This window comes from Vibrio sp. vnigr-6D03, from assembly GCF_002835515.1.
Taxonomy (GTDB): Bacteria; Pseudomonadota; Gammaproteobacteria; order Enterobacterales; family Vibrionaceae; genus Vibrio; species Vibrio penaeicida.
The window spans coordinates 103,124-126,020 of the sequence record NZ_PIZL01000003.1 but is presented as its reverse complement, the minus strand read 5'-3'; the positions used below and the strand labels follow the sequence as shown (position 1 = coordinate 126,020).

Annotated in this window: 16 protein-coding genes; 11 read left to right on the top strand and 5 right to left on the bottom strand. The window is 43.7% G+C overall.

The window, feature by feature from the left end:
• Positions 1 to 59: 59 nt before the first annotated feature.
• The 4 genes from CW749_RS05215 to CW749_RS05200 all read left to right on the top strand — a co-directional run bounded on the left by CW749_RS05215 (position 60) and on the right by CW749_RS05200 (position 5,612).
• Positions 60 to 2,027: an acetoacetate--CoA ligase gene (locus tag CW749_RS05215; RefSeq protein WP_101110990.1), complete on the top strand. Its 1,968-nt coding sequence runs from the start codon at positions 60 to 62 to the stop codon at positions 2,025 to 2,027.
• Positions 2,028 to 2,182: 155 nt separating this feature from the next.
• Positions 2,183 to 3,061, top strand: coding sequence for a LysR family transcriptional regulator (locus CW749_RS05210; protein ID WP_101110989.1), 879 nt, complete (start codon positions 2,183 to 2,185; stop codon positions 3,059 to 3,061).
• Between the two features lie 170 nt (positions 3,062 to 3,231).
• Positions 3,232 to 4,122, top strand: a complete 891-nt coding sequence (locus CW749_RS05205) for a cation diffusion facilitator family transporter (RefSeq protein ID WP_101110988.1) — start codon at positions 3,232 to 3,234, stop codon at positions 4,120 to 4,122.
• A 305-nt stretch (positions 4,123 to 4,427) separates the two neighbouring features.
• A complete protein-coding gene (locus CW749_RS05200; protein WP_101110987.1) occupies positions 4,428 to 5,612 on the top strand; it encodes an NnrS family protein in 1,185 nt (394 codons plus the stop codon).
• Positions 5,613 to 5,671: 59 nt separating this feature from the next.
• On the opposite strand, the gene elbB is transcribed toward CW749_RS05200, so the two are convergent.
• Both elbB and CW749_RS05190 read right to left on the bottom strand, forming a co-directional pair.
• Entirely contained in the window at positions 5,672 to 6,322 is a 651-nt protein-coding gene (gene elbB / locus CW749_RS05195) for an isoprenoid biosynthesis glyoxalase ElbB (protein WP_101110986.1), read from the bottom strand.
• Between the two features lie 209 nt (positions 6,323 to 6,531).
• Positions 6,532 to 8,160, bottom strand: coding sequence for a methyl-accepting chemotaxis protein (locus tag CW749_RS05190; RefSeq protein ID WP_101110985.1), 1,629 nt, complete (start codon positions 8,158 to 8,160; stop codon positions 6,532 to 6,534).
• 1,185 nt (positions 8,161 to 9,345) lie between these two features.
• Between CW749_RS05190 and CW749_RS05185 the strand changes: the two genes are divergently transcribed.
• The 6 genes from CW749_RS05185 (at position 9,346) to CW749_RS05160 (ending at position 19,656) form a co-directional block, all read left to right on the top strand.
• On the top strand, positions 9,346 to 10,500 hold the full coding sequence (locus CW749_RS05185) for an efflux RND transporter periplasmic adaptor subunit (RefSeq protein WP_101110984.1): 1,155 nt from the start codon (positions 9,346 to 9,348) through the stop codon (positions 10,498 to 10,500).
• A 16-nt stretch (positions 10,501 to 10,516) separates the two neighbouring features.
• Complete coding sequence (locus tag CW749_RS05180) at positions 10,517 to 13,669, top strand: efflux RND transporter permease subunit (protein WP_180958331.1); 3,153 nt, start codon at positions 10,517 to 10,519, stop codon at positions 13,667 to 13,669.
• A 348-nt stretch (positions 13,670 to 14,017) separates the two neighbouring features.
• Complete coding sequence (locus CW749_RS05175; RefSeq protein WP_101110982.1) at positions 14,018 to 15,832, top strand: extracellular solute-binding protein; 1,815 nt, start codon at positions 14,018 to 14,020, stop codon at positions 15,830 to 15,832.
• A gap of 121 nt (positions 15,833 to 15,953) precedes the next feature.
• The gene (locus CW749_RS05170) at positions 15,954 to 17,042 is read left to right on the top strand and encodes a microcin C ABC transporter permease YejB (RefSeq protein WP_101110981.1); all 1,089 of its coding nucleotides are present in this window, start codon (positions 15,954 to 15,956) and stop codon (positions 17,040 to 17,042) included.
• A 2-nt stretch (positions 17,043 to 17,044) separates the two neighbouring features.
• Positions 17,045 to 18,061, top strand: a complete 1,017-nt coding sequence (locus CW749_RS05165; protein WP_101110980.1) for an ABC transporter permease — start codon at positions 17,045 to 17,047, stop codon at positions 18,059 to 18,061.
• 2 nt (positions 18,062 to 18,063) lie between these two features.
• On the top strand, positions 18,064 to 19,656 hold the full coding sequence (locus tag CW749_RS05160; RefSeq protein ID WP_101110979.1) for an ABC transporter ATP-binding protein: 1,593 nt from the start codon (positions 18,064 to 18,066) through the stop codon (positions 19,654 to 19,656).
• A gap of 19 nt (positions 19,657 to 19,675) precedes the next feature.
• Here the strand turns inward: CW749_RS05160 and CW749_RS05155 are convergent, their stop codons facing one another.
• Complete coding sequence (locus tag CW749_RS05155) at positions 19,676 to 20,569, bottom strand: LysR family transcriptional regulator (protein ID WP_101110978.1); 894 nt, start codon at positions 20,567 to 20,569, stop codon at positions 19,676 to 19,678.
• Between the two features lie 95 nt (positions 20,570 to 20,664).
• Between CW749_RS05155 and CW749_RS05150 the strand changes: the two genes are divergently transcribed.
• The gene (locus CW749_RS05150) at positions 20,665 to 21,642 is read left to right on the top strand and encodes an NAD-dependent epimerase/dehydratase family protein (protein WP_101110977.1); all 978 of its coding nucleotides are present in this window, start codon (positions 20,665 to 20,667) and stop codon (positions 21,640 to 21,642) included.
• 50 nt (positions 21,643 to 21,692) lie between these two features.
• On the opposite strand, the gene CW749_RS28165 is transcribed toward CW749_RS05150, so the two are convergent.
• Entirely contained in the window at positions 21,693 to 21,908 is a 216-nt protein-coding gene (locus CW749_RS28165) for a hypothetical protein (RefSeq protein ID WP_180958330.1), read from the bottom strand.
• Positions 21,909 to 22,156: 248 nt separating this feature from the next.
• Positions 22,157 to 22,738 carry a class I SAM-dependent methyltransferase gene (locus CW749_RS05140; RefSeq protein WP_101110975.1) on the bottom strand — a complete coding sequence of 194 codons (582 nt, stop codon included), beginning with the start codon at positions 22,736 to 22,738 and terminating at the stop codon, positions 22,157 to 22,159.
• Positions 22,739 to 22,897 lie beyond the last annotated feature (159 nt).

The window sequence follows — 22,897 nt, the reverse complement described above, 5'->3', positions numbered from 1 at the left end:
ACCCAATGCTCTTCAATAAAAATATTGCTCGTACTCTGAGCTAACAATTTGGAGACGCTATGACTGGCAGTAAACCCATCTGGGTCCCGACCTCAGAAAGAATAGAAAACGCGTTAATTACAGACTTCATTCAACAACTGAATACTCGGTATGCGTTATCTATTTCTACTTATGACGAGCTTCAACAGTGGTCGGTGGATGCCAGTTCCCAATTTTGGCAATTCTTATGGGATTACCTTGGTGTTGTTGGGGTACAAGGGAAAACCATCAACGAACTGGGTCCTTCCAAATGGCAAGAAAGTGTCATTAGCAGAGATACGCTTTGGTTCCCCGAAGCAACATTAAATTATGCTGAAAACCTTTTAGCTGGATCATCGTTTTCATCGCAATCCGCTGCGATAGAGTTTTACAACGAACGAGGTGAATCGAGTACCTTATCTTGGAAACAACTTGAAGAACAGGTCTCGACAGTTCAACAATGGCTTCAAGATTGCGGGGTCAAAAAAGGCGACGTGGTTGCGGGCTATCTCCCCTACCTTACTGAAACGGTCGTTGCCATGCTTGCAACGACAAGCTTGGGGGCTATTTGGACTTCTACTTCACCCGACTTTGGTATAGACAGCGTTCTTGAACGTTTCGGGCAGGTTAAACCTAAGGTGCTGTTTTGTTGCGATGGTTACTCCTTTGGAGGGAAGAATCATGATATGCGAAACAAAAACCAAGCACTCGGCGAGCATCTCGATTCATTAAAACAGATATGCCAAATTGAATACCTAAATTTGCCACCACTAAAGGGCAGTATAAGCTGGACTGAGGTGGTCACGTGCTTTTCGCCCACAGAGATTGAATACTGCCCAGTAGGTTTTAACGATCCTTTATTTATTCTTTATTCTTCTGGCACGACAGGAAAACCCAAATGCATCACCCACTCTGTTGGTGGCACGCTTCTTAACCACAAAAAAGAGCATCAACTTCATTGTGATATCAAGGCAGGAGATCAGGTGTTCTACTACACCACATGCGGCTGGATGATGTGGAATTGGCACGTTTCTGCACTTGCCAGTGGTGCAACTTTGGTGGTGTTTGATGGTAGCCCTGTGTACCCAAATGAGGGGATTTTGTGGGATATTGCACATCGTGCTAGTGTGTCACTGTTTGGCACTTCGGCAAAATATCTCGCTGCGTTAGAGAAGAACGGCTATTCACCGAAACAACACTTTAACCTCAGTGCCGTTCGAACGCTTTGCTCGACAGGTTCAGCGCTTTACCCCGAGCAATTTGACTACGTATATCAACATATCGGGCAAGATATTCATCTCGCCTCTATTTCTGGTGGCACCGATATATGCGGTTGTTTTGTGTTAGGAAACCCAATCTCCCCCGTTTACAGGGGAGAATGCCAAGGGCGCGGTCTCGGGCTCAATGTCGACGTCGTTGATGACAATGGACTGTCTCGTCGTTCAGAACGAGGGGAATTAGTCTGCTTAAACAGTTTTCCGAATCAGCCAGTTGGTTTTTGGAATGACAGCGGTGAACGTTATCACAACGCTTACTGGGATAAATTTGAAAACGTGTGGCACCACGGAGACGACGTTGTACTAACAAGCAACAATGGCATGGTCTTCTATGGTCGCAGTGATACCGTGCTCAATCCAGGTGGCGTGCGTATTGGCACTGCTGAGATATATCAGCAAGTCAATCAATTGGACGGGGTGACCGATTCCATTGCTGTCGGACAACAATGGGATGGCGACGAGCGCATCATACTGTTTGTCCAGTTAGAAAAAACACACTCACTCTCCGATGATTTAATCACCTTGATTAAAAGTACGCTTAAAACTCGCTGTTCGCCACGACATGTCCCAGCGGTAATCCTTGCGGTAAGTGACATTCCAAGGACGAAGTCCGGCAAGCTCGTTGAAGTTGCGGTTAAGGAAGTCATACATGGCAATGAGGTCAAAAACATTGGCGCCATTGCCAACCCTGAAGTACTCGGGGAAATCGCCTCCGTATTTGGCCGGATCTAACACCGAGTCAAACAACCTTAGTTCAATCAGCATCCAAACCAGCTTTACATGAAGCTGGTTTCTACTCTATCCGTTACGAACTGTCGTAAATGCTTGCAATATTTGCTATTTTTTAATGGCATCTATAACTAACCCTCTCTGGAATTACGCACTTTATGAACCTTTCTCAAGTTGAAGCCTTTTGCACCGTCGCTGACGTTGGTTCGGTTTCTGAAGCAGCTCGTCAACTCGAATGCAACAGAACCAAACTCAGTATGGCGATAAAAGCGTTAGAGAAAGAACTGAATACAGAATTGTTTGTGCGCTCAGGCAACCACCTTTCCCTCTCAGAAGCAGGTAAAGCAATTTATAAAGATTGCGAAAGTTTACTAGTGACGCAAAAAAGGATCGTGCAAACTTGCCGCCAAGTCTCCGGTGAATTTAATGCAGAAGTATGGATTGCGCGAGACGACTCACTTCCGGATGAACTGTGGCAAAATCTAGCGCACCAGATAAACAAAAAATTTCCTGCCACCTCCTTTAACATGGTCCTCGCTTCGAGCGGCGACCTTGCTAACTTGGTCGAAACGCAGCAAGTGGATTTCGCATTCGGTGTCGATTACGAACGAACGGATGACCCGCGTGTCACTTACCATCCGATCGGTAAAATTCGAATGATGTCTGTCTGTCGAACTGGGCATCCTTTAACAAAAATGCGTCGTGTCGCAGATGAAGATTTACGAAATGCGATGCAAGCTTCCATCGCCTACCTGAACGAAAAAGATAATCCAGAACTTCAGCCTTTTTCACTTCGCTATATTGGCTTTTCAAGCTTTGATTACATGCTCAGTACCATTCTCGGAGAAGATGCCTGGGGCGTGTTACCTGAACCCTTGATTCGCCCCCTGCTTCGTCAAGAAAAAATCGCGGTAATTAAGCACACCTATGGTCTGACTCAAGAAGACTATTGCATGTTCACCGCAGCAGGAATGACAGAGGACGCCGCCATGGTTTGGCTGGCCGACAAACTCAGTGACTACCTTTTTGATTTCTAACTCATCACTGACCGCCAAATATATTGGCATCACAATAAAACCTCAAACCATTGATTTTAAAAGATTAAATCTTAAACCGTAACTTAACCGGCTTTTGTTCAGTCAGTTTTTGTTTGTAAAATGTCCATCTAGCGCGAAGAATGAAAGTGTATTAACAACCGAGACATTTTATGTGTGCTAGGACAAGCAAAAACGAAAACAGCGTATTAACCTTTTCAGCCCTTTTAGCCTCTGGCTTTGCATTCGGTGGCTTGATTCTTGGATTATGGGTAGGTTCGCTGGTCATTGTTTTTGATGGTGTCTACTCCTTAATTAGTCTGCTGTTAACTTTATTGTCACTAGCCGCCGCGTGGTACATTCAAAAGCCGTCTGACGCGCAATTCCCCTTCGGCCGCGCGGTTATCGAACCCATTGTCATTATTATCAAAGCAACATCCATTCTCGGTGTTGTGGTGTATGCCCTGTATTCAGCAATTGAAGCCCTATTGACGGGCGGACGTGAGGTCGACGCTTCTATTGCAACACTATTTGGTGTTGTGAATGTGTTAGGTTGTGGATACGCATGGTGGGTCATTGCTCGTAAAAGCAAGCAACATTCCTCTGGATTAATTGAAGCAGAAGCCAAACAATGGCAAATGGACACCTTACTGAGTGTCGTCGTTACAGCAGGGTTTGTTGTCGCGTGGTTTGTTTCTATTTCTCCATATAGCGAATATGCCGTGTACGCCGATCCAGCTATGATGGTCTGCATGTCTTTCTATTTTATTAAAGTACCGTTTGATATGTTGAAAGACGCTCTTCGTGAATTGCTGATGATGTCGCCCAATAAAGAACTGTGCCAGAAAGTAGATAAAGGCATTTCGGCGGTAGAGCAAGAAATGCCGCAAGACATTCATGTTACTGGCGTAACTAAGATAGGTCGTGAACTTAGAGTGGATGTAGATATTCACACCAATAAGAAAACCATCGAGATCGGTGATATAGAACGCACAAGAACCAAGATCACTCGCAGGCTTTCCGCCCTACCCTACGATCTGCAACTCAATTTGAACGTCTGTTAACCACAGCTCAAATGACACACAAAACGCGCTAATTTAAGCGCGTTTTTTAATAGGTGATATAACCCAAATAATGTCACCAACCTCCAAGCTCACTCCTATCTGAACGCCCATTGCTTCTCATATACGAAGACATCGCGACACTTAGCATTATGATGTTGCTTATACCCAAGTAACCTCAAGACGCTCGGGTATAGTTATAGAGCTATCAATTTCTCTAGATGAACTGAGATGAATCAAAGTTTTTATAGCGAAACAATTTTAAAGTTGTATTATAAATACATCTTTAAAATCTAAAGGTATGAGCAATGTTAAACATCACCGATATGAGAGTCGAAAACAAGATCCCCCCTATCTTACGTCTTGGTTTTAGGCCATTCTTTCTAGCGGGTCCGATCTACGCAATTATCGCTATAGTAGTTTGGGTATATGCCTTTCAGAGCGGTCAACCTAGCTACTTAAATGTTCCAGCTCTTTGGTGGCACGTGCATGAGATGTTTTTTGGATTCGCGATGGCGATTGTAGCTGGCTTTGTTCTCACCGCGGTACAAAACTGGACGGGGGTCAACGGAACAAAGGGATATCGGCTAGCGGCCATTTTCTTATTGTGGTGCCTTCCTAGAGTCTTGTTTTGGACACCCACTCCTCTCTGGCTCATCTCTACCATCGAAGCCATGTTTCTTCTCGCCACGGCATATGAAATTGGTTATCGAGTATTTAGAACAAAAGGCTGGAAAAACTTATTCTTTGTGCCGATGTTCTTACTAGCTATAGGGGCTAACTTCGCAAGCTACGCAGCCATTAAAGGTTTGCCCCCATTTCCTGCAAGTGCTGTATGGCAATCGATGATGTGGTGGTTTGTGTTGCTGCTCTCCATTATGGGGGGAAGAGTCATTCCGTTTTTTACCGCTAGACGATTTCAGTTCGAAAAACCGCAACCCATTGTTTGGCTAGAGTGGGTAGCAACACTGCCTTTGGTGCTTTTATTTATAACGAGCTTTTTCCCTCTTACGCATCAACAAATTGGGCAGTGGCTCATGCTGATTGCCGCAGTAGGTCAATTTTATAGAGTGGCTCGTTGGAAAACATGGAAAACCTTCTCCGAACCCCTAGTGTGGTCGCTACACTTAGCTTACCTTTGTATTCCCATTGCATTAACCGTTCGCGGGCTAACCTCTAATGGCTTTGTAAGCCATACCATGCTGCATCTCATCGCGTTAGGTGCACTCGGTGGTCTAATTCTCTCTATGATATCGAGAGTAACGATGGGGCATACTGGTCGGGAGATTTATAAAGGACCGAAGATGAGGTTTGCCTTTGCGGCATTAATCTTGGCGGCTGTGCTACGCAGTATTGGCGTTTCTGTAGCACCATCAGCCATGATGCCACTGATCCATACATCGGCATTGTTGTGGGTTGTCGCATTCGCCCTCTTTGTGTGGAAGTTTGCCCCTATGCTTTGGTCACCAAGAATTGATGGCAGACCAGGCTAAAGATCTTAGATTTACCCAGCCCCTTTTACATGGGGCTGGTCGTTCAATCATCTTAATCATTACAACCTATCGAGTAGCGCTTTAACCAACTTATTAATCCCAGCAGATGCTTCAGAAATCGATTCAGCCAACATATAAGCTGGTGTAGTAATGAGTTTTCGTTCTTCATCGACAAGTATATCTGTGACATCGCAGTTAACGTGCTTTGCACCCATAGATTCCAACGTCGACGCGGTTTCTGCATCTTTCCCGATCGTCAACTTAACACCTTCGCCGTATACTTTGGGTAGTAGCGCTGGCGCAATGCACATATACCCCGCAGGCTTGCCTTCACGAGCAAATGCTTTGCATACGTCAAGCACTGAACTGTGCACACTGCATTCCTTACCATCAAACGCAAACGACGATAAGTTCTTAGCCACCCCAAATCCACCGGGTACAAGCAGTGCGTCATACTCGCTTACCATCAATTCGCCGATATCTTGAATATTCCCTCGCGCGATTCGTGCAGATTCAGAAAGAACATTTCGAGTTTCAGCCGTTACTTCCCCGTTTAGATGATTAACAACATGATGCTGCTCGATATTTGGTGCAAAACAATGCCAAGAGGCTCCGTTTTGCTCTATCGCGAACATAGACAATACGGCTTCATGAATTTCAGCTCCGTCATATACACCACAACCACTCAAAATAACTGCCACTCTTTTCATTCTTTTTCCTTGCTTTATCTGACGTTCTCATCGACCAAATTCTCACTATACCCAAAGAAATTAAACAAAAGCGCGATCACCGTCAGACAAAAACGGCCTGCTTAAAAGCAGGCCGTTGGATTTGATCATTATGGATAGCGTGTTGAGAATGGATAGAGAGTTAGAAACTAAGCCGCTAAAACGCTATCGCTCAAAGCTCCTATACAACACTAGAGCTTAAAGAAAGAAAGCTGATGTTTTTGCTGTTCTGCCAGCTCAGATAACTCACCACTTGCTGTTGCACTTTGGCTTATACCGGTAACATTTTGGTTAACAAGCTCCGACATGTTGTTGATGTTGCGGTTAATATCTTGTGTTACCTGAGATTGCTGTTCTGCTGCAGTCGCGACTTGAGCGTTCATATCATTGATATCCGCTACCGATTCAGTAATCCCTACCACGGAATCATTTGCTTGATTACTCAGTGATTCGTTTAACTTCAGCATCTCCAAGCTGGTTTGCATACTTTGGTTAGCTAAACCAGATTTAGCTTGTAGCTCTTCAATAATGGCTTGGATTTCTTGCGTTGAATCTTGCGTACGTGCCGCCAGCATTCTCACTTCATCCGCTACTACGGCAAAGCCTCTGCCCGACTCTCCAGCGCGTGCTGCTTCAATCGCTGCATTCAACGCTAATAAGTTGGTTTGCTCAGATACACCACGAATTACTTCAATAACATTGTTGATTTGCTCTGATTGCTCTTGAAGCTGAGTCACCACACTTGCCGCCTCATTCAATGATGAAGACATTTGCGCGTTCGCATCTTCAGCTTCTTTGAACACATCTAGGCTCGATTTTGCCAATTGGTCAGCTTGCTTAGCCGTAGAATCCGCTGCAGTCGCGTTGTCGGATACGTTATCAGCAGTACTCGCGAGCTCGGTTACTGCGGATGCAACTTGTTCCAACTCATTTTGTTCTTGCTGTGCATTTCGTTCAGCTTGCGTCATTACTGCTGCCAACTCAGTTGATGCAGAAGCAACATCTTCACTGATGCGTGTTAGCTCTCCTACCGTTTTGTGCAACTGAGAAACCGTGGTGTTTACATCAGCACTTAGCTTAGCAATCTCGTTGTCACCATCTTGATCGGCTCTTACTGTTAAATGACCTGCCGCCAACTTGCGCATAACGTCTTGTAACTTAGTGATAGGTGTTACGATCAAGCCAGATAACCACCATGCCACTATTAGAGAAATAGCAAATACCGTTAACAGAATGTAAGTAGCATTGGATTTAACTTGTTCGTTGCGTCTTAAGCTATCGTCCAAGTGTTCCATTGCGTATTCATTAACTTGCTTCGATAGTGCGTTGATCTCTTCCACCATATCGTTACCAATTTTCCGATATTCAGAGATAAACGCATCAAACTTAGCATCTGATAGTGTACCGTTATCGTGTTTGTTAAGAATTGGTACCGCTCGGTGTGAGTAATCTACGTATGCTGAAATAGATTGTTTTACCTTATCGACTTCGCGTTGAAAAACGGTTGTTTTTTCAAGCTGCGATAATTGCTGAGTAAGAAACTGCCCTTTCTCACGTAGGTGTAATTGAAAGTCGTCTCGGCGGCTAGGATCGTAAATTGCGTAAACAGCACTGATCCTTAACGGGTATATAGTATCGTCTAGCTTGGCAAGGGTATCTTTATAGAAAACTAATGAGCTTACATTTTCTGCCATGTCTTTTTGTTCAGCTTCCAGATTCGTTTTTGTTATCCAAAGTGAACCAAATAAAGCGATGACAAGAATAAGTACCGGGATTAGGACTTGAACTCGAATTGATATATTTTTCAAAGAAAATGGCATAGGTACCTCATACAGTTTGTTAACTGCATCCCTGCTGGTCATATATAGAAGGCAGAAATATAGAGCAGCACCTCATTTTTGTCCACAATAAAAACAAGCTTTACTAATTTTAATTGGTTAAAATTTAAGCCATTAAATTGACACGCAGTCAGTAATATGGCGTTTTTTTATTTGTTAGTGATATATATATCAAGTAAAGGTCAAAAACATAAAATAAATAGAATTATTTAAATTTGTTACAGTTGGTTAATAAACCGTATATTGGCCTTTTCACAATGAAAAAGGTTATCATTTACATAACAATAAGTTACAGAAACATCTAGCCGTCCATACTTCTAACAGTCTTTTAATCGAGAAATGTTACACCGAAGTTGCATGTATTGGTGTGCATTTTAATTGCTGAATAAACATTCAAAGTTATCGCTTTTAATAAAAAGAACTTATTAAAACCAAGAAATAGAAGTCATAGAAAGGATATAACAATTATCATCTAAGTATGACAAGTTATAAAAGCCTTTTTGTTTTGGAAAATATAACGTTATTTTAATTGACCTTAATTTTAATACTGTTACTAACGTTACACTTTAAATAACTTATAAAATTAGTGAGTCACTTCGTGTATATATCCAAGTGACCTCAACGTACAGAGTTCAGGGCTCTATATTCTGTTTCGATTCAAGCCTCTCTACTTCAAACTCAGGAGCGCACTGGAATACGACACAATCAACACACTGCTGTCACAAACTGTCACCCATCGAATCCATCCTCTATTTATAATACAGACATAGAAAATGTCTCTAGGTGAACTCATGCTAACGATTCAGGTCAATTAATCCTGCGTTAATGGTTGCCTGACATGATATCGGCAATCCGTAAGACTTGGTTGGATGCGCTGAACGGGATCTTGCAAGTAATCTTCAGCGTGGTGTTTTTTACTAACACTTAGCTAATCAAACCAATCGAATGGAACGATAAATACATCGTACTGTCATAACCGATTGTTATTACACAAGTTTAATATTGGCACTTAGTTTGCAAAAATCTCGAAAAACGTTGTACCCATAACAGAATTGATTGAACATTCTAACGTGCGTCAATCTTTGAACTGTTCATTCAAAACACAACGAAACCGGATCTCATTTTTATCCGTATTAGAGATGAACTTAAAGAAGAAAAGGGAAGCAAATGTCTAAAAAATTATTACGTTGGTTGGCTCCAGTAGTAATTCTAGGTGGCGCTTATGGCGCTTTCAATGTAATCGCAGCAAACGGACCAGAAGCGGAGGAAAAGAAAGAGGTTGTCACCATTCCTCTGGTTCAGGCTGAAAACATATTCCCAAGTGACCACCAAGTCATCATTTCAAGCTTTGGCGAAATTTCTCCAGTGGAACAGACACGACTTTCCGCTCAAGTATCAGGGGAAGTGACAAGTTGGCACCCTAATTTTGTCGCTGGTGGGATAGTGAAACGCGGTGAGGTTTTATTTAAATTAGAACGAGATAACTACGAAGCAGCGGTCTTACAAGCAGAAGCATCACTCGCCAGCGCAAAAGCCTCACTCATAGAAGAGCAAGCAAAAGCAAAGGTTGCTGAAAAACAAGCGAGAAAGCTAAACAAAAAACAAGTGACAGACTTGTACCTAAGAAAACCTCAAGTGTTGAGTGCTCAAGCACAAGTAAAATCAGCACAAGCTGGTTTAAAGCGCGCAAGACGCGACTTAGAAAACTGTACTGTGATTGCACCGTATGACGCGCTCGTTGTTTCACGAAATATAGGTGTCGGTCAGTATGTTTCAGCAGGCTCTGAAGTCGCACAACTCAACAACATTGAAGCAGCGGAAGTCAGTATCCCTATTGCTGGGTTCGATAGTTCATTCCTTCCTGAAACTCTCAGAGGTATCAAAGCAACCGTTATTGAAAAAGGTGTTCGCTCCATAGAGCGTGAAGGCTTTATTTCTCGTGATCTCGGCATAGTCGATAGCAGCACGCGTATGGTTAACCTTGTGGTACAAATTGAAGATCCGTATGGCGTAAACTCGGACAGACCTATCTTAAAATTCGGCTCTTACGTGCAGGTGCGCTTTGCGGGTAAAGAGCTCAAACACATTTACCGTCTTCCACAAGAACTTGTGAACAATCGAACGGTTTGGATCGTGAATGAAGAGAACCAACTAGAGCCAAGAACCGTTAACGTTTTACGTGAAGAAGGTGAGTTTTTCTTGATTGGTAGTGGCATTGAAGAGAAAGATCAGGTGGTCCTGACGTTACCTGAATACCCTCAGAAAGGCATGAATGTCGAAATCGCCCAATCAGGGTCTGAATCCGCTAGTGTTGCGAAATAAGGACTGATTCATGGACATGGATACAAACAAACCGACTCAACCAACGGAAAAAGGGTTGATTGCTTATTTCGCTAATAACTCAGTCGCTGCCAATTTAATGATGATCTTCATTATCATCATGGGCGCTGTGAGTTATTTCTTCATTCAAAGACAGATGTTCCCAAACATCGAAGTTAACTACGTTAACATCAGTGCTTCCTATCCCGGTGCTTCCCCTCAAGAGATTGAAGAAAGCATTTTGATAAAAATTGAAGAATCGCTGAAAGATGTAACGGACATCAAAAAAGCGGTTTCTACGGCTTCACGTGGCAGTGCGCATCTGTCGCTGGAAATTGACGTCGATGCTGAACTCAGTGACGTGTTGGATAAAGTGAAGCAAAAAGTCGATTCCATTGCCTCCTTCCCTGCATCAATGGAACCCGTCAACGTATACCAAGTCGAATGGCAGCAAGATGTCATCGAAATGGCTCTGGTTGGCGACAAACCGCTAACAGAGCTAAAGCCTTTAGCAAAAGTCATTGAAGACGAACTGCTTCAACTCAGTAATGTTGCACTCGTCGATTTAAGCGCACCAGAAGATGAAATTGCCATCGAGGTTCACCCTGATACGCTAAGAAAGTACGATCTAACATTGAACGACATCACCAATGCCATTCAGCGTTATTCAGCAAATTACTCGGCAGGAGAAGTCAGTACCAATACGGGTATGATTTCCGTTCGAATCGAAAATCAATACTACCGCGGGGAAGAGTTTCGCCACATTCCTGTAAAAATTGGCGCCAATGGTGCGAAAGTTCATCTTCAGGATATTGCCACGATAAAAGATGGCTTTGTAGAAGGTGAGCGCCACTTCAAGTACACGGGACAAAACGCAATTTACCTTTCCGTGCAAGCAACCAAAGATCAGAATATGATTCCCGTCGCGGAGTCAGTAAAAGCGTACATAGAACATAAAAATAAGACGTTACCTGAAGGGATGAAAATCAAGACTTTAGTGGACATGACGTACTATTTGAATGCGCGCTTGGATATGATGCTTAAAAACCTACTCCAAGGTGCGGTGCTTGTTGCCATCATGCTCAGTATTTTCCTTCGTGTAAAACTGGCGTTTTGGGTAATGGTTGGTCTTCCTGTCTGTTTCTTAGGTGCCATGATGCTCATGCCCGTTGTTGGCGTCAGCATAAATATTATTTCTTTGTTCGCCTTCATCATGGTGCTGGGTATCGTAGTCGATGATGCCATTGTTATGGGGGAAAGCGCCTACTCAGAAATTGAGAAGCATGGGGGCGGTGTTAACAACGTTGTCCGAGGCGTAAAAAAGGTGGCAACCCCAGCTACTTTTGGTGTTCTAACGACTATTGCAGTATTTGCCCCATTTATTATGTCTACAGGGCCTGAGCGAGCGTTCTTTTTCGGAATCGCGTCGGTCGTTATTCTTTGTCTTATCTTTAGCTTGATTGAGTCAAAGCTCATTTTGCCTGCTCACTTGGCACATACCAAGTTTACGCCAATTAAAGAAGGCAGTTGGCGAGACCGATTTAACAAGCGCTTCTTTGGGTTTGTTAATGGTCCATACCGCAACTTTGTTACGCGCTGCACGCAATGGCGCTGGACTGTCTTTGCTACCTTTGTCGCTATATTAGCCATCAGTTACGCGATGATTGCTGCTAATCATGTTCGTGTTGTTCCCTCTCCTAAAGTACCTCATGATTTCCCAGGCGTTAGGATAACAATGAACGACAATGTGTCCGATGAACAAACCATCGAAGCATTGCGTGTTATTGAAGATGTTATATGGGATGTTGAAAACGAAACCATTGATACTCATGGGCAGGGAATGATTAAAGATCTACTGTCGATGAATCGCGGTCGTACGAGTGGACGTATCGTTATTCCATTAGTCGATGAAGATCTTCGCCCATTCAATACCTTCGAGCTTTCCCGCCGTTGGCGCGAGAGAATTCCCGTTATCCCTGGCCTTAAATCCATCACAATCATCGATGATGTAAACGGCGGAGACGGCGGTGATGAATTCGGTTATTTACTGTTTGGTCCAAATATTGAAACGTTGAACAATGCAGGTCGCGAGTTGATCGCGAAACTGCAAGAGCAAAATGGCCTTTATGACATTTCATCATCCATCGATACAGGCAGTAAAGAAGTCCTACTTTCTCTTGCTCCAGTTGCCTACGACTTAGGCTTGGATCTCTCCGACATTGCTAAGCAAGTTGGCGGCAGTTTCTATGGAGGAGAAGCGCAACGAATCATACGCGATGGTGAAGAAGTGAAAGTAATGGTTCGCTACCCTAAGCTAACGCGTGAAGCATTTTCTTCATTACGATATGCGGTTATCACTACGCCATCTGGCAATAAAGTCATGTTGGGTGATGTGGTTGAAATAGACCAAAAACCGGGGATCAGTAGCATCCGTCGGGAAGAAGGTTATCGCACCGTCTATGTTTATGGTTCGATAGATGAAGAGGTGGTCGAGCCAAACGAAGTCGTCGAATTGGTTGACTCTACGTTGCTTCCAGAAATAACCGCGAAATACCCCGGTGTTAAGACTCAGCTGGGCGGATCAATTGAAGAACAACAAGCGCAACAAAATGAACAAATGGCTTTTTTCATTGCGGGAATGATCATTGTTTATATTCTGCTCGCTGTACCTTTGAAGAGTTACGCACAGCCGTTGATCATTATGTCGGTGATCCCGTTTAGTTTAACGGGTTCAATATGGGGACATTATTGGTTTGGTTTAGATATGAGCATGATGTCCATGTTTGGCTTAATAGCCGCTGCGGGTGTTGTGATAAATGATTCGCTAGTGATGACCGACTACGTGAACCAAGCCAGAGCAAAAGGTCTATCGGTGAAAGATGCGGTTATTGAAGCGGGTTGTGCTCGCTTTAGGGCGATATTACTGACCTCTATTACGACATTTGCTGGTGTTCTTCCTATTATGTTCGAAACCAGCCTTCAAGCGCGATTTGTTATCCCAATGGCGGTAGCGCTTGGCTTTGCCGTATTGTTTGCTACTTTACTCACGTTGGTTTTGGTTCCATGTCTCTATCTCATACTGCAAGACATTGGAAACCTATTTATCCGCATGAAGGATTTCTTCTTAACCTTCGTTTCTAGATCGGAAAAAGAAGAAAGATCCATTAGCTAAAACGAATCAAAACGCAGCGCACCGACGCTGCGTTTTTTCTCTCTCGCAATACTTTTATTCCCCGTCCTGCCTTTCAGCTTCTTTTCCCAGCTAGGTTTATCTGCGCTAGAATTTACGAGCGGTCTAGAGATTATCGTCCTAGCTGTAAATACTTATCCTTGTATATCAAGCCAAAAATGCCTTAGGTATAAGACCCCAACGAAATAAGAATCCATCACTTCACATTCAAGTAAAACGCTCCTTTCAAAATTCCAATATTGCTGCTAGAAATTTATATAGGACGATGGTTTTTTAATCAAAACAAAGACTAAAGCAACACAAAAACTCAGATTCACACGGAGAGTGTACATGGTAAGAAAGACGGTAATGGCTTTAGGGTTGATACTTCAGTGCGGCGTCGTGTTTGCTTCTGATGTTATCGAATCAGATAGGCTTGTTGGCTTTGGGGAAGCAAAGTACCCCGTAGGATTTAAACACTTTGACTTCGTTAACCCGAATGCTCCCAAAGGCGGGAAAGTCACCTACGCACAAATTGGCACTTACGACAGTTTTAACCGCTATGCCTCAAGGGGTGATTCCGCGGCAGCAAGTGGCGAACTTTACGACTCCTTGTTTTACTCATCGACAGATGAACTGGACACCTCCTACGCTCTGATAGCAGAAAAAGTTCGCTATACCCAAGACTACGACTGGATGGAAGTCGATATTCGTCCTTCTGCAAAGTTTCATGATGGAAAACCTATTACTGCTCATGATGTGGAATTTACCTTTCAAAAGTTCATGACGCAGGGTGTTGTTCAATACAGAACGTATTACAAAGACGTCAAATCCGTGAAAGCTGTCAGCGACACTACTGCACGAGTAGAGCTAAAGGCAGGTAACAAAGAAATCCTGTTCTCACTGATTCGCAACATGTCTGTCCTACCTTCTCATTACTGGAAGGATAAAGACTTCTCAGAACCATTAGATACGCCACCGATAGGCAGCGGTCCATACAAAATAACCAGTTATAAGTCTGGGCAAAGTGTCATTTACAGCCGCGTAAAAGATTATTGGGGAGCATCGCTCCCTGTCAACATTGGTAGAAACAACTTTGATACGGTTGTTTACGACTATTATCGCGATGACACCGTTATGCTGGAAGCATTTAAAGCCGGTGAATACGACTATCGAAGAGAGAACATATCTAAAAACTGGGCAACCGCTTACACTGGAACCAACTTCGATAAAGGCTACATTAAAAAAGAAGAAATTCCTCACTCCATTCCACAACCTATGCAAGGCTTTGTGTTTAACGTCCAGCGCCCTGTTTTTCAAGATATTCGAGTTCGAGAAGCTCTAACTTATGCGATGGACTTTGAGTGGATGAACAAGAACTTGTTCTACAATCAATACTCTCGAACAAGCAGCTATTTTCAAAATACCGATTATCAAGCGAAGTCACTTCCCGACGAACAAGAACTGAAAATTTTAACCCCCTTTAAAGGTAAAGTACCCGACCGAATCTTTACTGATGTGTACGTGCCTCCTTCTACCGACGGAAGTGGTCGAATCCGCGCACAAATGCGTACCGCTTTCAAATTGCTCAAATCAGCCGGTTGGGAGCTGAAGAACAAAGTCATGACGAATGTTGAGACGGGTGAAGCCATGACGTTCGAACTTCTTATCTATAGCCCCAGTACAGAGCGACTTTCTATCCCTATTCAGAAAAACCTGAAACAAATGGGGATAGAAATGAAAATTCGTACCATCGACACCACGCAATATTTGAAGCGTTACCGCGACAGAGATTACGATATGGTGTTCGCACAAATCTCTTCTGGAAACTATCCAAGCCCTAATACTCAACTAGTCTGGCACAGTAAATTTCTAGACAGCACCTATAACCGCCCTGGCTTGATTGATTCCACGATTGATAGCCTGACTGAAGCTATTGCAGATAATCAAGACAACCCTACTAAGCTCATTTATTTGGGTCGAGCACTCGACCGAGTTTTGCAATGGAACTTTCTTGCCATTCCGACTTGGCATATTGGTATTTTCCGCGTGGCTTCTTGGGACAAATTTGACCGACCAGCAACGCGACCCGCGTATGACTTAGGGCTGGATACTTGGTGGATCAATACCGATAAGGCTCAAAAGCTGCCAGAGAAACGTCGGTAATATTCTTGATGCCACCTCTCACGGGGTGGTGCTTCACTTATCTAACGATATTCAACTCTGGTTCAACGCAAATAGCGAGAGCAAGAGAACGGCATAGAACATAACAAGCTTAAAAGGATTTATGACAGCCTATATATTTCGAAGGTTATTGCTGGTAATCCCAACATTGTGGGCCATCATTACGATCAATTTCTTTGTAATTCAGATTGCGCCTGGTGGTCCTGTAGAACAAGCTCTAGCTCAAATCGAGGGGCTGGAATCTGGCGTGATGGAGCGCTTTACTGGCGGCGGTCAAGAAATAGCCCAAAGTACACCAGCGGATGACGCATCCGGAAATTATCGCGGTTCACGCGGGTTAGATCCTGAAGTGGTTGAAGAAATCCGAAAACAGTTTGGGTTCGATAAACCACTGCACGAACGCTATTTCACGATGCTTTACAACTACGCCACATTTAACTTTGGTGAGAGCCTTTTCAAAGGCGGCAATGTCATCGACCTCATTGTAGAACGGCTTCCCGTCTCCATTTCCCTTGGGTTATGGAGCACCATCATCATTTACTTTATCTCCATCCCGTTAGGTATTCTAAAAGCCATTCATCATGGTTCGCGCTTTGATATTTGGAGTAGCGCCCTAGTTATAGTCGGCTACGCCATCCCAGGATTTTTGTTCGCCATCATGCTCATCATTCTGTTCGCCAGTGGTAACTACTTCAGTTGGTTCCCACTCAGAGGTTTGGTTTCTTCGAATTTTGATCAACTGACGTGGTATCAGCAAATCATTGATTATTTCTGGCATCTTGCTCTTCCGACACTTGCCATGGTAATTGGTGGATTCGCGACGCTCAGTATGCTCACCAAAAACTCGTTCTTAGACGAAATCAACAAACAGTATGTGGTTACCGCTCGGGCAAAAGGGCTGGACGAACAAAGCATTTTGTATAAGCACGTATTTCGCAATGCCATGCTGATCATAATCGCTGGCTTTCCTAGCGCCTTCATCAGCATCTTTTTTACAGGCTCAATGCTAATCGAAGTCATGTTTTCACTAGAAGGTGTTGGGCTGCTTGGCTTTGAATCGACCATTCAACGTGATTACCCTGTCGTATTCAGTACCTTGTACATCATGACGCTATTAGGGCTGACCTTAGCGATTATCTCCGACCTTACCTACTCTTGGGTCGATCCAAGAATCGATTTTGAAGGGAGATAAACATGAGCCCATTATTCGAAATACGATGGCTGCGATTCAAGGCAAATAAACGAGGTTACGTGTCTCTATGGCTATTTAGTTTGCTGTTTTTCGTTAGTTTGTTTGCCGAACTTATCGCCAATGACAAACCGCTATTCATCAGTTTTGATAATCAATGGTACTACCCTGTCGCCATTCAGTACGCAGAAACCGACTTTGGTGGTGAGTTTGAAGCAGAAGCTGACTATACCGACCCTTATGTGACCGAGCTCATCGAAGAAAAGGGTTACATCATTTGGCCACTGATACGCTTTCACTATGACACGATCAATTTTGACCTAACGCAGCCTGCACCCTCGCCACCAGACGACGTGAATTGGCTAGGCACTGATGATAAAGGCAGAGATGTGCTCTCCAGAATTATCTATGGTTTTCGGATATCCGTTTTGTTCGGATTTGCTTTAACCATCGTCTCCAGCGTCATAGGAGTAGTGATTGGGGCATCTCAAGGTTATTACGGTGGAAAGTTAGACTTATTTGGTCAACGATTCATTGAAGTTTGGTCTAACATGCCGACGCTCTTTCTACTCATTATCTTATCAAGCTTTGTAGAACCCAATTTCTGGTGGCTACTCGGCATAATGGTGTTATTCAGCTGGATGGGTTTGGTCGGAGTGGTAAGAGCTGAATTCCTTCGTGGTCGCAACTTTGATTACGTTAAAGCGGCACACGCGCTCGGAGTCAGCGACCGCAGAATCATTCTTCGACATATGTTGCCTAACGCCATGGTTGCCACCCTTACCATGATGCCATTCATTCTATCAGGCTCTGTTACCACACTTACCTCGCTGGATTTCTTGGGCTTTGGATTACCCGTTGGCTCCCCTTCCCTTGGTGAATTACTGGCGCAAGGAAAAGCAAACCTTCAAGCGCCTTGGTTAGGTTTTTCAGCGTTTGTCATATTGTCTATTATGTTGAGCTTACTCGTGTTTGTTGGAGAAGCTGTACGTGATGCATTCGATCCACATCAACAGAGGTAAACATGTCTGAGAGTGTATTGAAGATTCGTAATTTATCCGTTGGGTTCGGACGCAAAAATGATGTGGATGTCATCACACACGGAGTGAACCTCTCTATTCAAGCAGGCGAAACGCTCGCTTTGGTCGGCGAAAGTGGATCGGGAAAATCGGTTACAGCCAACGCCATTTTGAGATTGCTACCAAAAGGAAGCACGCAATACCTATCTGGCAGCATCTTATTTGACGACAAAGATCTCCTCACCTGCAGCGAAAGGCACCTTCGCGGTATACGTGGCGGAAGAATTGGAATGATTTTTCAGGAGCCCATGGTATCGCTCAACCCTCTCCACAAGGTCGGACGCCAATTGGTCGAGACGGTAGAAATTCATAGAGGGCTTAGAACAAATCAAGCGCGAGAACTCGCACTTAAATGGCTCAACAAAGTCGGCATACGTAACCCAGAAATTAAGATAGACGCCTATCCTCACGAACTATCTGGCGGGGAACGTCAGCGTGTAATGATTGCATTGGCGCTAATTAATGAACCCGAATTGCTAATAGCAGACGAGCCGACTACGGCACTGGACGTGTATGTTCAAGCCCAAATACTTGAATTGCTCAAATCTTTGCAAGACGAACTAGGAATGGCAATGCTGTTCATCACTCACGACTTAAGTATCGTAAGGCAAATCGCCGATAACGTCGCGGTGATGCAACATGGCAACCTTGTTGAGGTGGGCGCAACCAAGGAGATATTTGTTCATCCTGAACATGTCTATACCCAGCAGCTCATCGAGTCCGATCCCAAAGGATCTCCAGTAAGTGCTGACGTAAACGCCGAGGTTTTAGTCCACGCTGAAAATTTAAGAATTTGGTTTCCCATCACAGGAGGAATTCTCAAACGTGTCGTATCTCATATCAAAGCTGTCACAGACGTCAATTTTAGTTTGCGAAAAGGACAAACGATAGGGTTAGTCGGTGAAAGCGGCTCAGGAAAGTCCACCACAGGTATGGCGATTCTTAGACTCTTAAACAGCGAAGGGATAATTCAATATGATGGTGAATCAATAGAAAGCTTCGGGCGAAAACAAATGCTTCCGCTGCGAAAAAAAATGCAGGTAGTATTTCAAGACCCATTTTCTGCACTCAACCCGAGAATGTCTGTCGCTCAAATCATTGGTGAGGGGCTGAAAGTTCATCAAGACCTATCTGAATCAGAGATGGATAAGCAAATCTGTGAAACTATGGAAGAAGTGGGGTTAGATTCAGCAACTCGTCACCGTTACCCAAACGAGTTTTCAGGTGGGCAAAGGCAGCGTATCGCCATTGCGAGGGCAATCATTCTTAAACCCGAGTTTATTCTATTGGATGAACCGACGTCATCGCTAGACAGAACCGTTCAAGCACAAGTACTCGACCTCTTAAAATCACTACAGCAAAAATACGAACTCACTTATCTTTTTATCAGCCACGACTTAAATGTCGTCAAATCACTTTGCCACTACACGTTGGTGCTTAAGGATGGTCAAGTGGTAGATCAAGGCGTAACAGAAGACTTGTTCCATTCACCGCAGCAAGACTACACTCGCCAATTGGTAAGCTTGTCTGATTTATAGCGGCAAGGTAGCAGTCAATCTACAGGTCATATTGATACCCGTGGCTTTCAAACCAGTCCCCTAGAAAATTAAGTAAGGTTCTTACTTTGGTGTTAGTTTGAATATCTTGATGCACAACCAGGTGACAGGGTAACTCAGAAATGGGGGACACTTCTAATACTTGAACCAGTTCACCGGATGTTTTTGCCAACCCTTGATGCGTCGCGACAATTCCCGCCCCTTGATTCAGTAGCGCCCAGTGCTGTAATAAACTATCTGTGCGATAGCAAAAATCGTTAAGTTTCAATTCCACGCCATGCTGGCGAGCTTCATCAATAAAGCTTGTCATTCTATCGAAGCCAACCAAACGGTGCTTTGCAAGATCCACTATACCCATTGGCAAGCCATGCCGTTCAATGTAGGCGCTATGTGCATAGAAACCAAGTGGAATGGATGGGAGCCTTCTAGAAACCAAATCTTGTTGTCGATGGTTAAACATTCTCACCGCAATGTCCGCATCTCTTTTTGACAAGTTTGTCGCTTCATTGGATATCACGACTTCAAATTCTATCTCCGGATGCGATTCATGAAAGGCTACCAGCGCTTTAGGGAGTAGAAAGTGCCCAAAAAGCTCATTCACGCTGATACGAATCGCTCCCTTAAGTACACCACTATTCCCTTGCGCTGAGCGTAAAAACTGATCGGCAGATTCAGACATACGCTTCGCCGATGCCAAAAGAGCAACACCATTCTCGGTTAAATCGAGTCCTTGAGTAGAGCGTTCAAATAATGCGTAGCCGAGTTCCTTTTCAAGGCGCTGTATCTGACGAGTGAGCGTAGGCTGCGATAGAGACAAAGCTTCTGCAGCTTTTGATAGGCTCCCCTGCTCTGCAACGACCAGAAAATGGCGAACCCATTGCCAATTGATATTCATTTATGAATAGCACCTATAGGTTTTGTTCGATTCAAAATTCAAATAGCTATAGCAATAATTACTTCATTGATCAGAACTTCAATAAGGTAAACGGTATGGCAACGTCAAATATCAACAAAACTTTGGCTCAAGTGAAAAGGAAAAGTGATGAGAAAAGTGCACTCATTTTGGGTATTACCGGTGGGTTTGGTCGCCACGTTGCATTGGTGCTTAAAGAAAAAGGCTGGAAAGTTACGGGCGTGACTCGCTCTTTGTCTAAGCTGGATCCTGAACTAAAGCAATTCGACATTTTGGAGGGCGATGCGACAAACGAACGCTACCTTTCCGAAATAGCCAAGAACCATCAGGTACTGGTATATGGCTTGAATCCGGAATACCACCTTTGGAAAACTTACGCACAAGCATGGCTTACAGCCTCTCTCAACGTTGCCAAGTCAAACAGTATGGAAGTTATTTTTCCTGCAAACGTATACAACTATAATCCCACTCAATATTCAGAGGTCTCCGAGCAATCTCCAAGCGATCCAATATCGCAAAAAGGTAAGATCAGGGTAGATATGGAGAATCAAATCCGCGTCTTTTGTCAATCAGGTGGCTCTGCGCTTATCATTCGAGCGGGAGACTTTATTGGTCAGTACGCTCCCAGTGCGTGGTTCAATTTTCTGGTTAACATGAAACCCAATAAAACCGTACTTCAATTACCTAGTGATAAGAAAATTAAGCACTCATGGGCTTACTTACCTGATTTAAGTGTGGTGGTGAGTGATTTGCTTGAGCATCGCCTATCTGGAGAGGAAACGTACCACTACGCAGGGTTGGATGTCAGCTTTGAAGACATTGAAAACAGCCTTTTGAGAATACGCGGATTACCCGTTTCGACGAGGTCTTTCCCTTGGTGGTCTTTGGGTATTGTTGGTCTGTTTTCGCCTAAAATGCAGGCGGTAAGGGAAATGAGATACTTATGGCAACACCCTCTAAAGCTCTCTGACGAAAAGCTTCAACTCATGTTGAATAAAGACGTTAAGTGTAGATCTCTTGACGAAGTGATCGAAGAGATGGCGAAGAGTTATTAAACTGTTGAAAAGCGGTTCAAAGAGTTCAAATTATAAGCAAATAGGCAAACCTATTTGGTTTGCCTATTTGATTCATTCTGAGCTTTTATGGAGTCGAAAAAGCCTGGGAATTTTTTGCGGATTCTAATTTGCTCTGCTGCCATATGCTTTAAGCTAGGACCTTCGTTCAGTTTAATCACGAGCTCGGCCCCGTCTAAACGCAAAACCTCTCCAATGACGTCAAAAGACTCGCCGCCACTCAATATAATGGTCCCCTTTATTTCCATCCTCTTTTTCACTTCAACTTCGGATGAAAATAGTAACCGCAACCCCTTTTCAGATATCTCAGTTACCGGGAACTGTTTATTCCAAGCTTTGATTCTTGGTCGTTCCGACTTCGGATATCTTAAGCGGTAATATTGTCTGGATTGTTTAGAAATACTGTGTCCCATCTATGCTTTTTCTGTATTTTAAATACTTACAGTAAGTAGCTTAACAGATTCCAAAACCGAGTTCTTCTTTATCACTCAGCTCATTATTTTTGAGCGACACCCATCAATACTGGCAACGACCCTTTGTCAGAATCTACATGGAAAGGTGTATCGATAGTAACGCTACTGAACTTCGCTTTCGTCAATGCTTTCTTAGCTTTACTCTGCGTTAGACCATAGCTTTCACTGTCGCTATCCACTAGCCAGTCCCAATGAATAAACAAACCACCGTCATTGAGCAACGAATGAATTATCTTTGCAGATTCTTCGAAGTCATCCAAAAACCCACATACAGAAGAAGCAACAACGATATCAAACTGACCACGGAACGCTGGGTGATAAGCCACTAAACCACGTGTAAGCTCATCAACGACAGGTTCTACGTTCAACAATTCTTTCGCATCCAATTGCTCGATCATCTTCTCAGAAGAATCCAAAGCGACGATTTCTTTAACTAAAGGTGAAAGCTTTTGAGTGAGCAACCCTGTGCCACAACCAAAATCCAGTACTTTCAATCCTTCTAGGCTTACTCTTTCTTCGAGCTGTTCGAATGCTTTTTGCGCATAATTCGCAGTTGCCGCATCTTGCTCCCAGTTCTCTGCGTATTCATCCCATTCGTTGGACATGGTATTTTCCCCAAAATGTTTACAAGCTTATACCCAAAAATCCTGTTCAAAGACGCCACTGCCACTGTATCTAGCAAGATACTTGGGTATAAGGGACGTATAGACTAAACCAAAGCTAGCCTAGATACACACTCACCGATACAAAAGTTCACCAAATCG

What these genes read in the sequence shown, in the direction of transcription:
- CW749_RS05215 (WP_101110990.1), top strand. Translation starts at nt 60, where the DNA reads ATGACTGGCAGTAAACCCATCTGGGTCCCGACCTCAGAAAGAATAGAA.
- CW749_RS05210 (WP_101110989.1), top strand. Translation starts at nt 2,183, where the DNA reads ATGAACCTTTCTCAAGTTGAAGCCTTTTGCACCGTCGCTGACGTTGGT.
- CW749_RS05205 (WP_101110988.1), top strand. Translation starts at nt 3,232, where the DNA reads ATGTGTGCTAGGACAAGCAAAAACGAAAACAGCGTATTAACCTTTTCA.
- CW749_RS05200 (WP_101110987.1), top strand. Translation starts at nt 4,428, where the DNA reads ATGTTAAACATCACCGATATGAGAGTCGAAAACAAGATCCCCCCTATC.
- elbB (WP_101110986.1), bottom strand. Translation starts at nt 6,322, where the DNA reads ATGAAAAGAGTGGCAGTTATTTTGAGTGGTTGTGGTGTATATGACGGA.
- CW749_RS05190 (WP_101110985.1), bottom strand. Translation starts at nt 8,160, where the DNA reads ATGCCATTTTCTTTGAAAAATATATCAATTCGAGTTCAAGTCCTAATC.
- CW749_RS05185 (WP_101110984.1), top strand. Translation starts at nt 9,346, where the DNA reads ATGTCTAAAAAATTATTACGTTGGTTGGCTCCAGTAGTAATTCTAGGT.
- CW749_RS05180 (WP_180958331.1), top strand. Translation starts at nt 10,517, where the DNA reads ATGGATACAAACAAACCGACTCAACCAACGGAAAAAGGGTTGATTGCT.
- CW749_RS05175 (WP_101110982.1), top strand. Translation starts at nt 14,018, where the DNA reads ATGGTAAGAAAGACGGTAATGGCTTTAGGGTTGATACTTCAGTGCGGC.
- CW749_RS05170 (WP_101110981.1), top strand. Translation starts at nt 15,954, where the DNA reads ATGACAGCCTATATATTTCGAAGGTTATTGCTGGTAATCCCAACATTG.
- CW749_RS05165 (WP_101110980.1), top strand. Translation starts at nt 17,045, where the DNA reads ATGAGCCCATTATTCGAAATACGATGGCTGCGATTCAAGGCAAATAAA.
- CW749_RS05160 (WP_101110979.1), top strand. Translation starts at nt 18,064, where the DNA reads ATGTCTGAGAGTGTATTGAAGATTCGTAATTTATCCGTTGGGTTCGGA.
- CW749_RS05155 (WP_101110978.1), bottom strand. Translation starts at nt 20,569, where the DNA reads ATGAATATCAATTGGCAATGGGTTCGCCATTTTCTGGTCGTTGCAGAG.
- CW749_RS05150 (WP_101110977.1), top strand. Translation starts at nt 20,665, where the DNA reads ATGGCAACGTCAAATATCAACAAAACTTTGGCTCAAGTGAAAAGGAAA.
- CW749_RS28165 (WP_180958330.1), bottom strand. Translation starts at nt 21,908, where the DNA reads ATGGAAATAAAGGGGACCATTATATTGAGTGGCGGCGAGTCTTTTGAC.
- CW749_RS05140 (WP_101110975.1), bottom strand. Translation starts at nt 22,738, where the DNA reads ATGTCCAACGAATGGGATGAATACGCAGAGAACTGGGAGCAAGATGCG.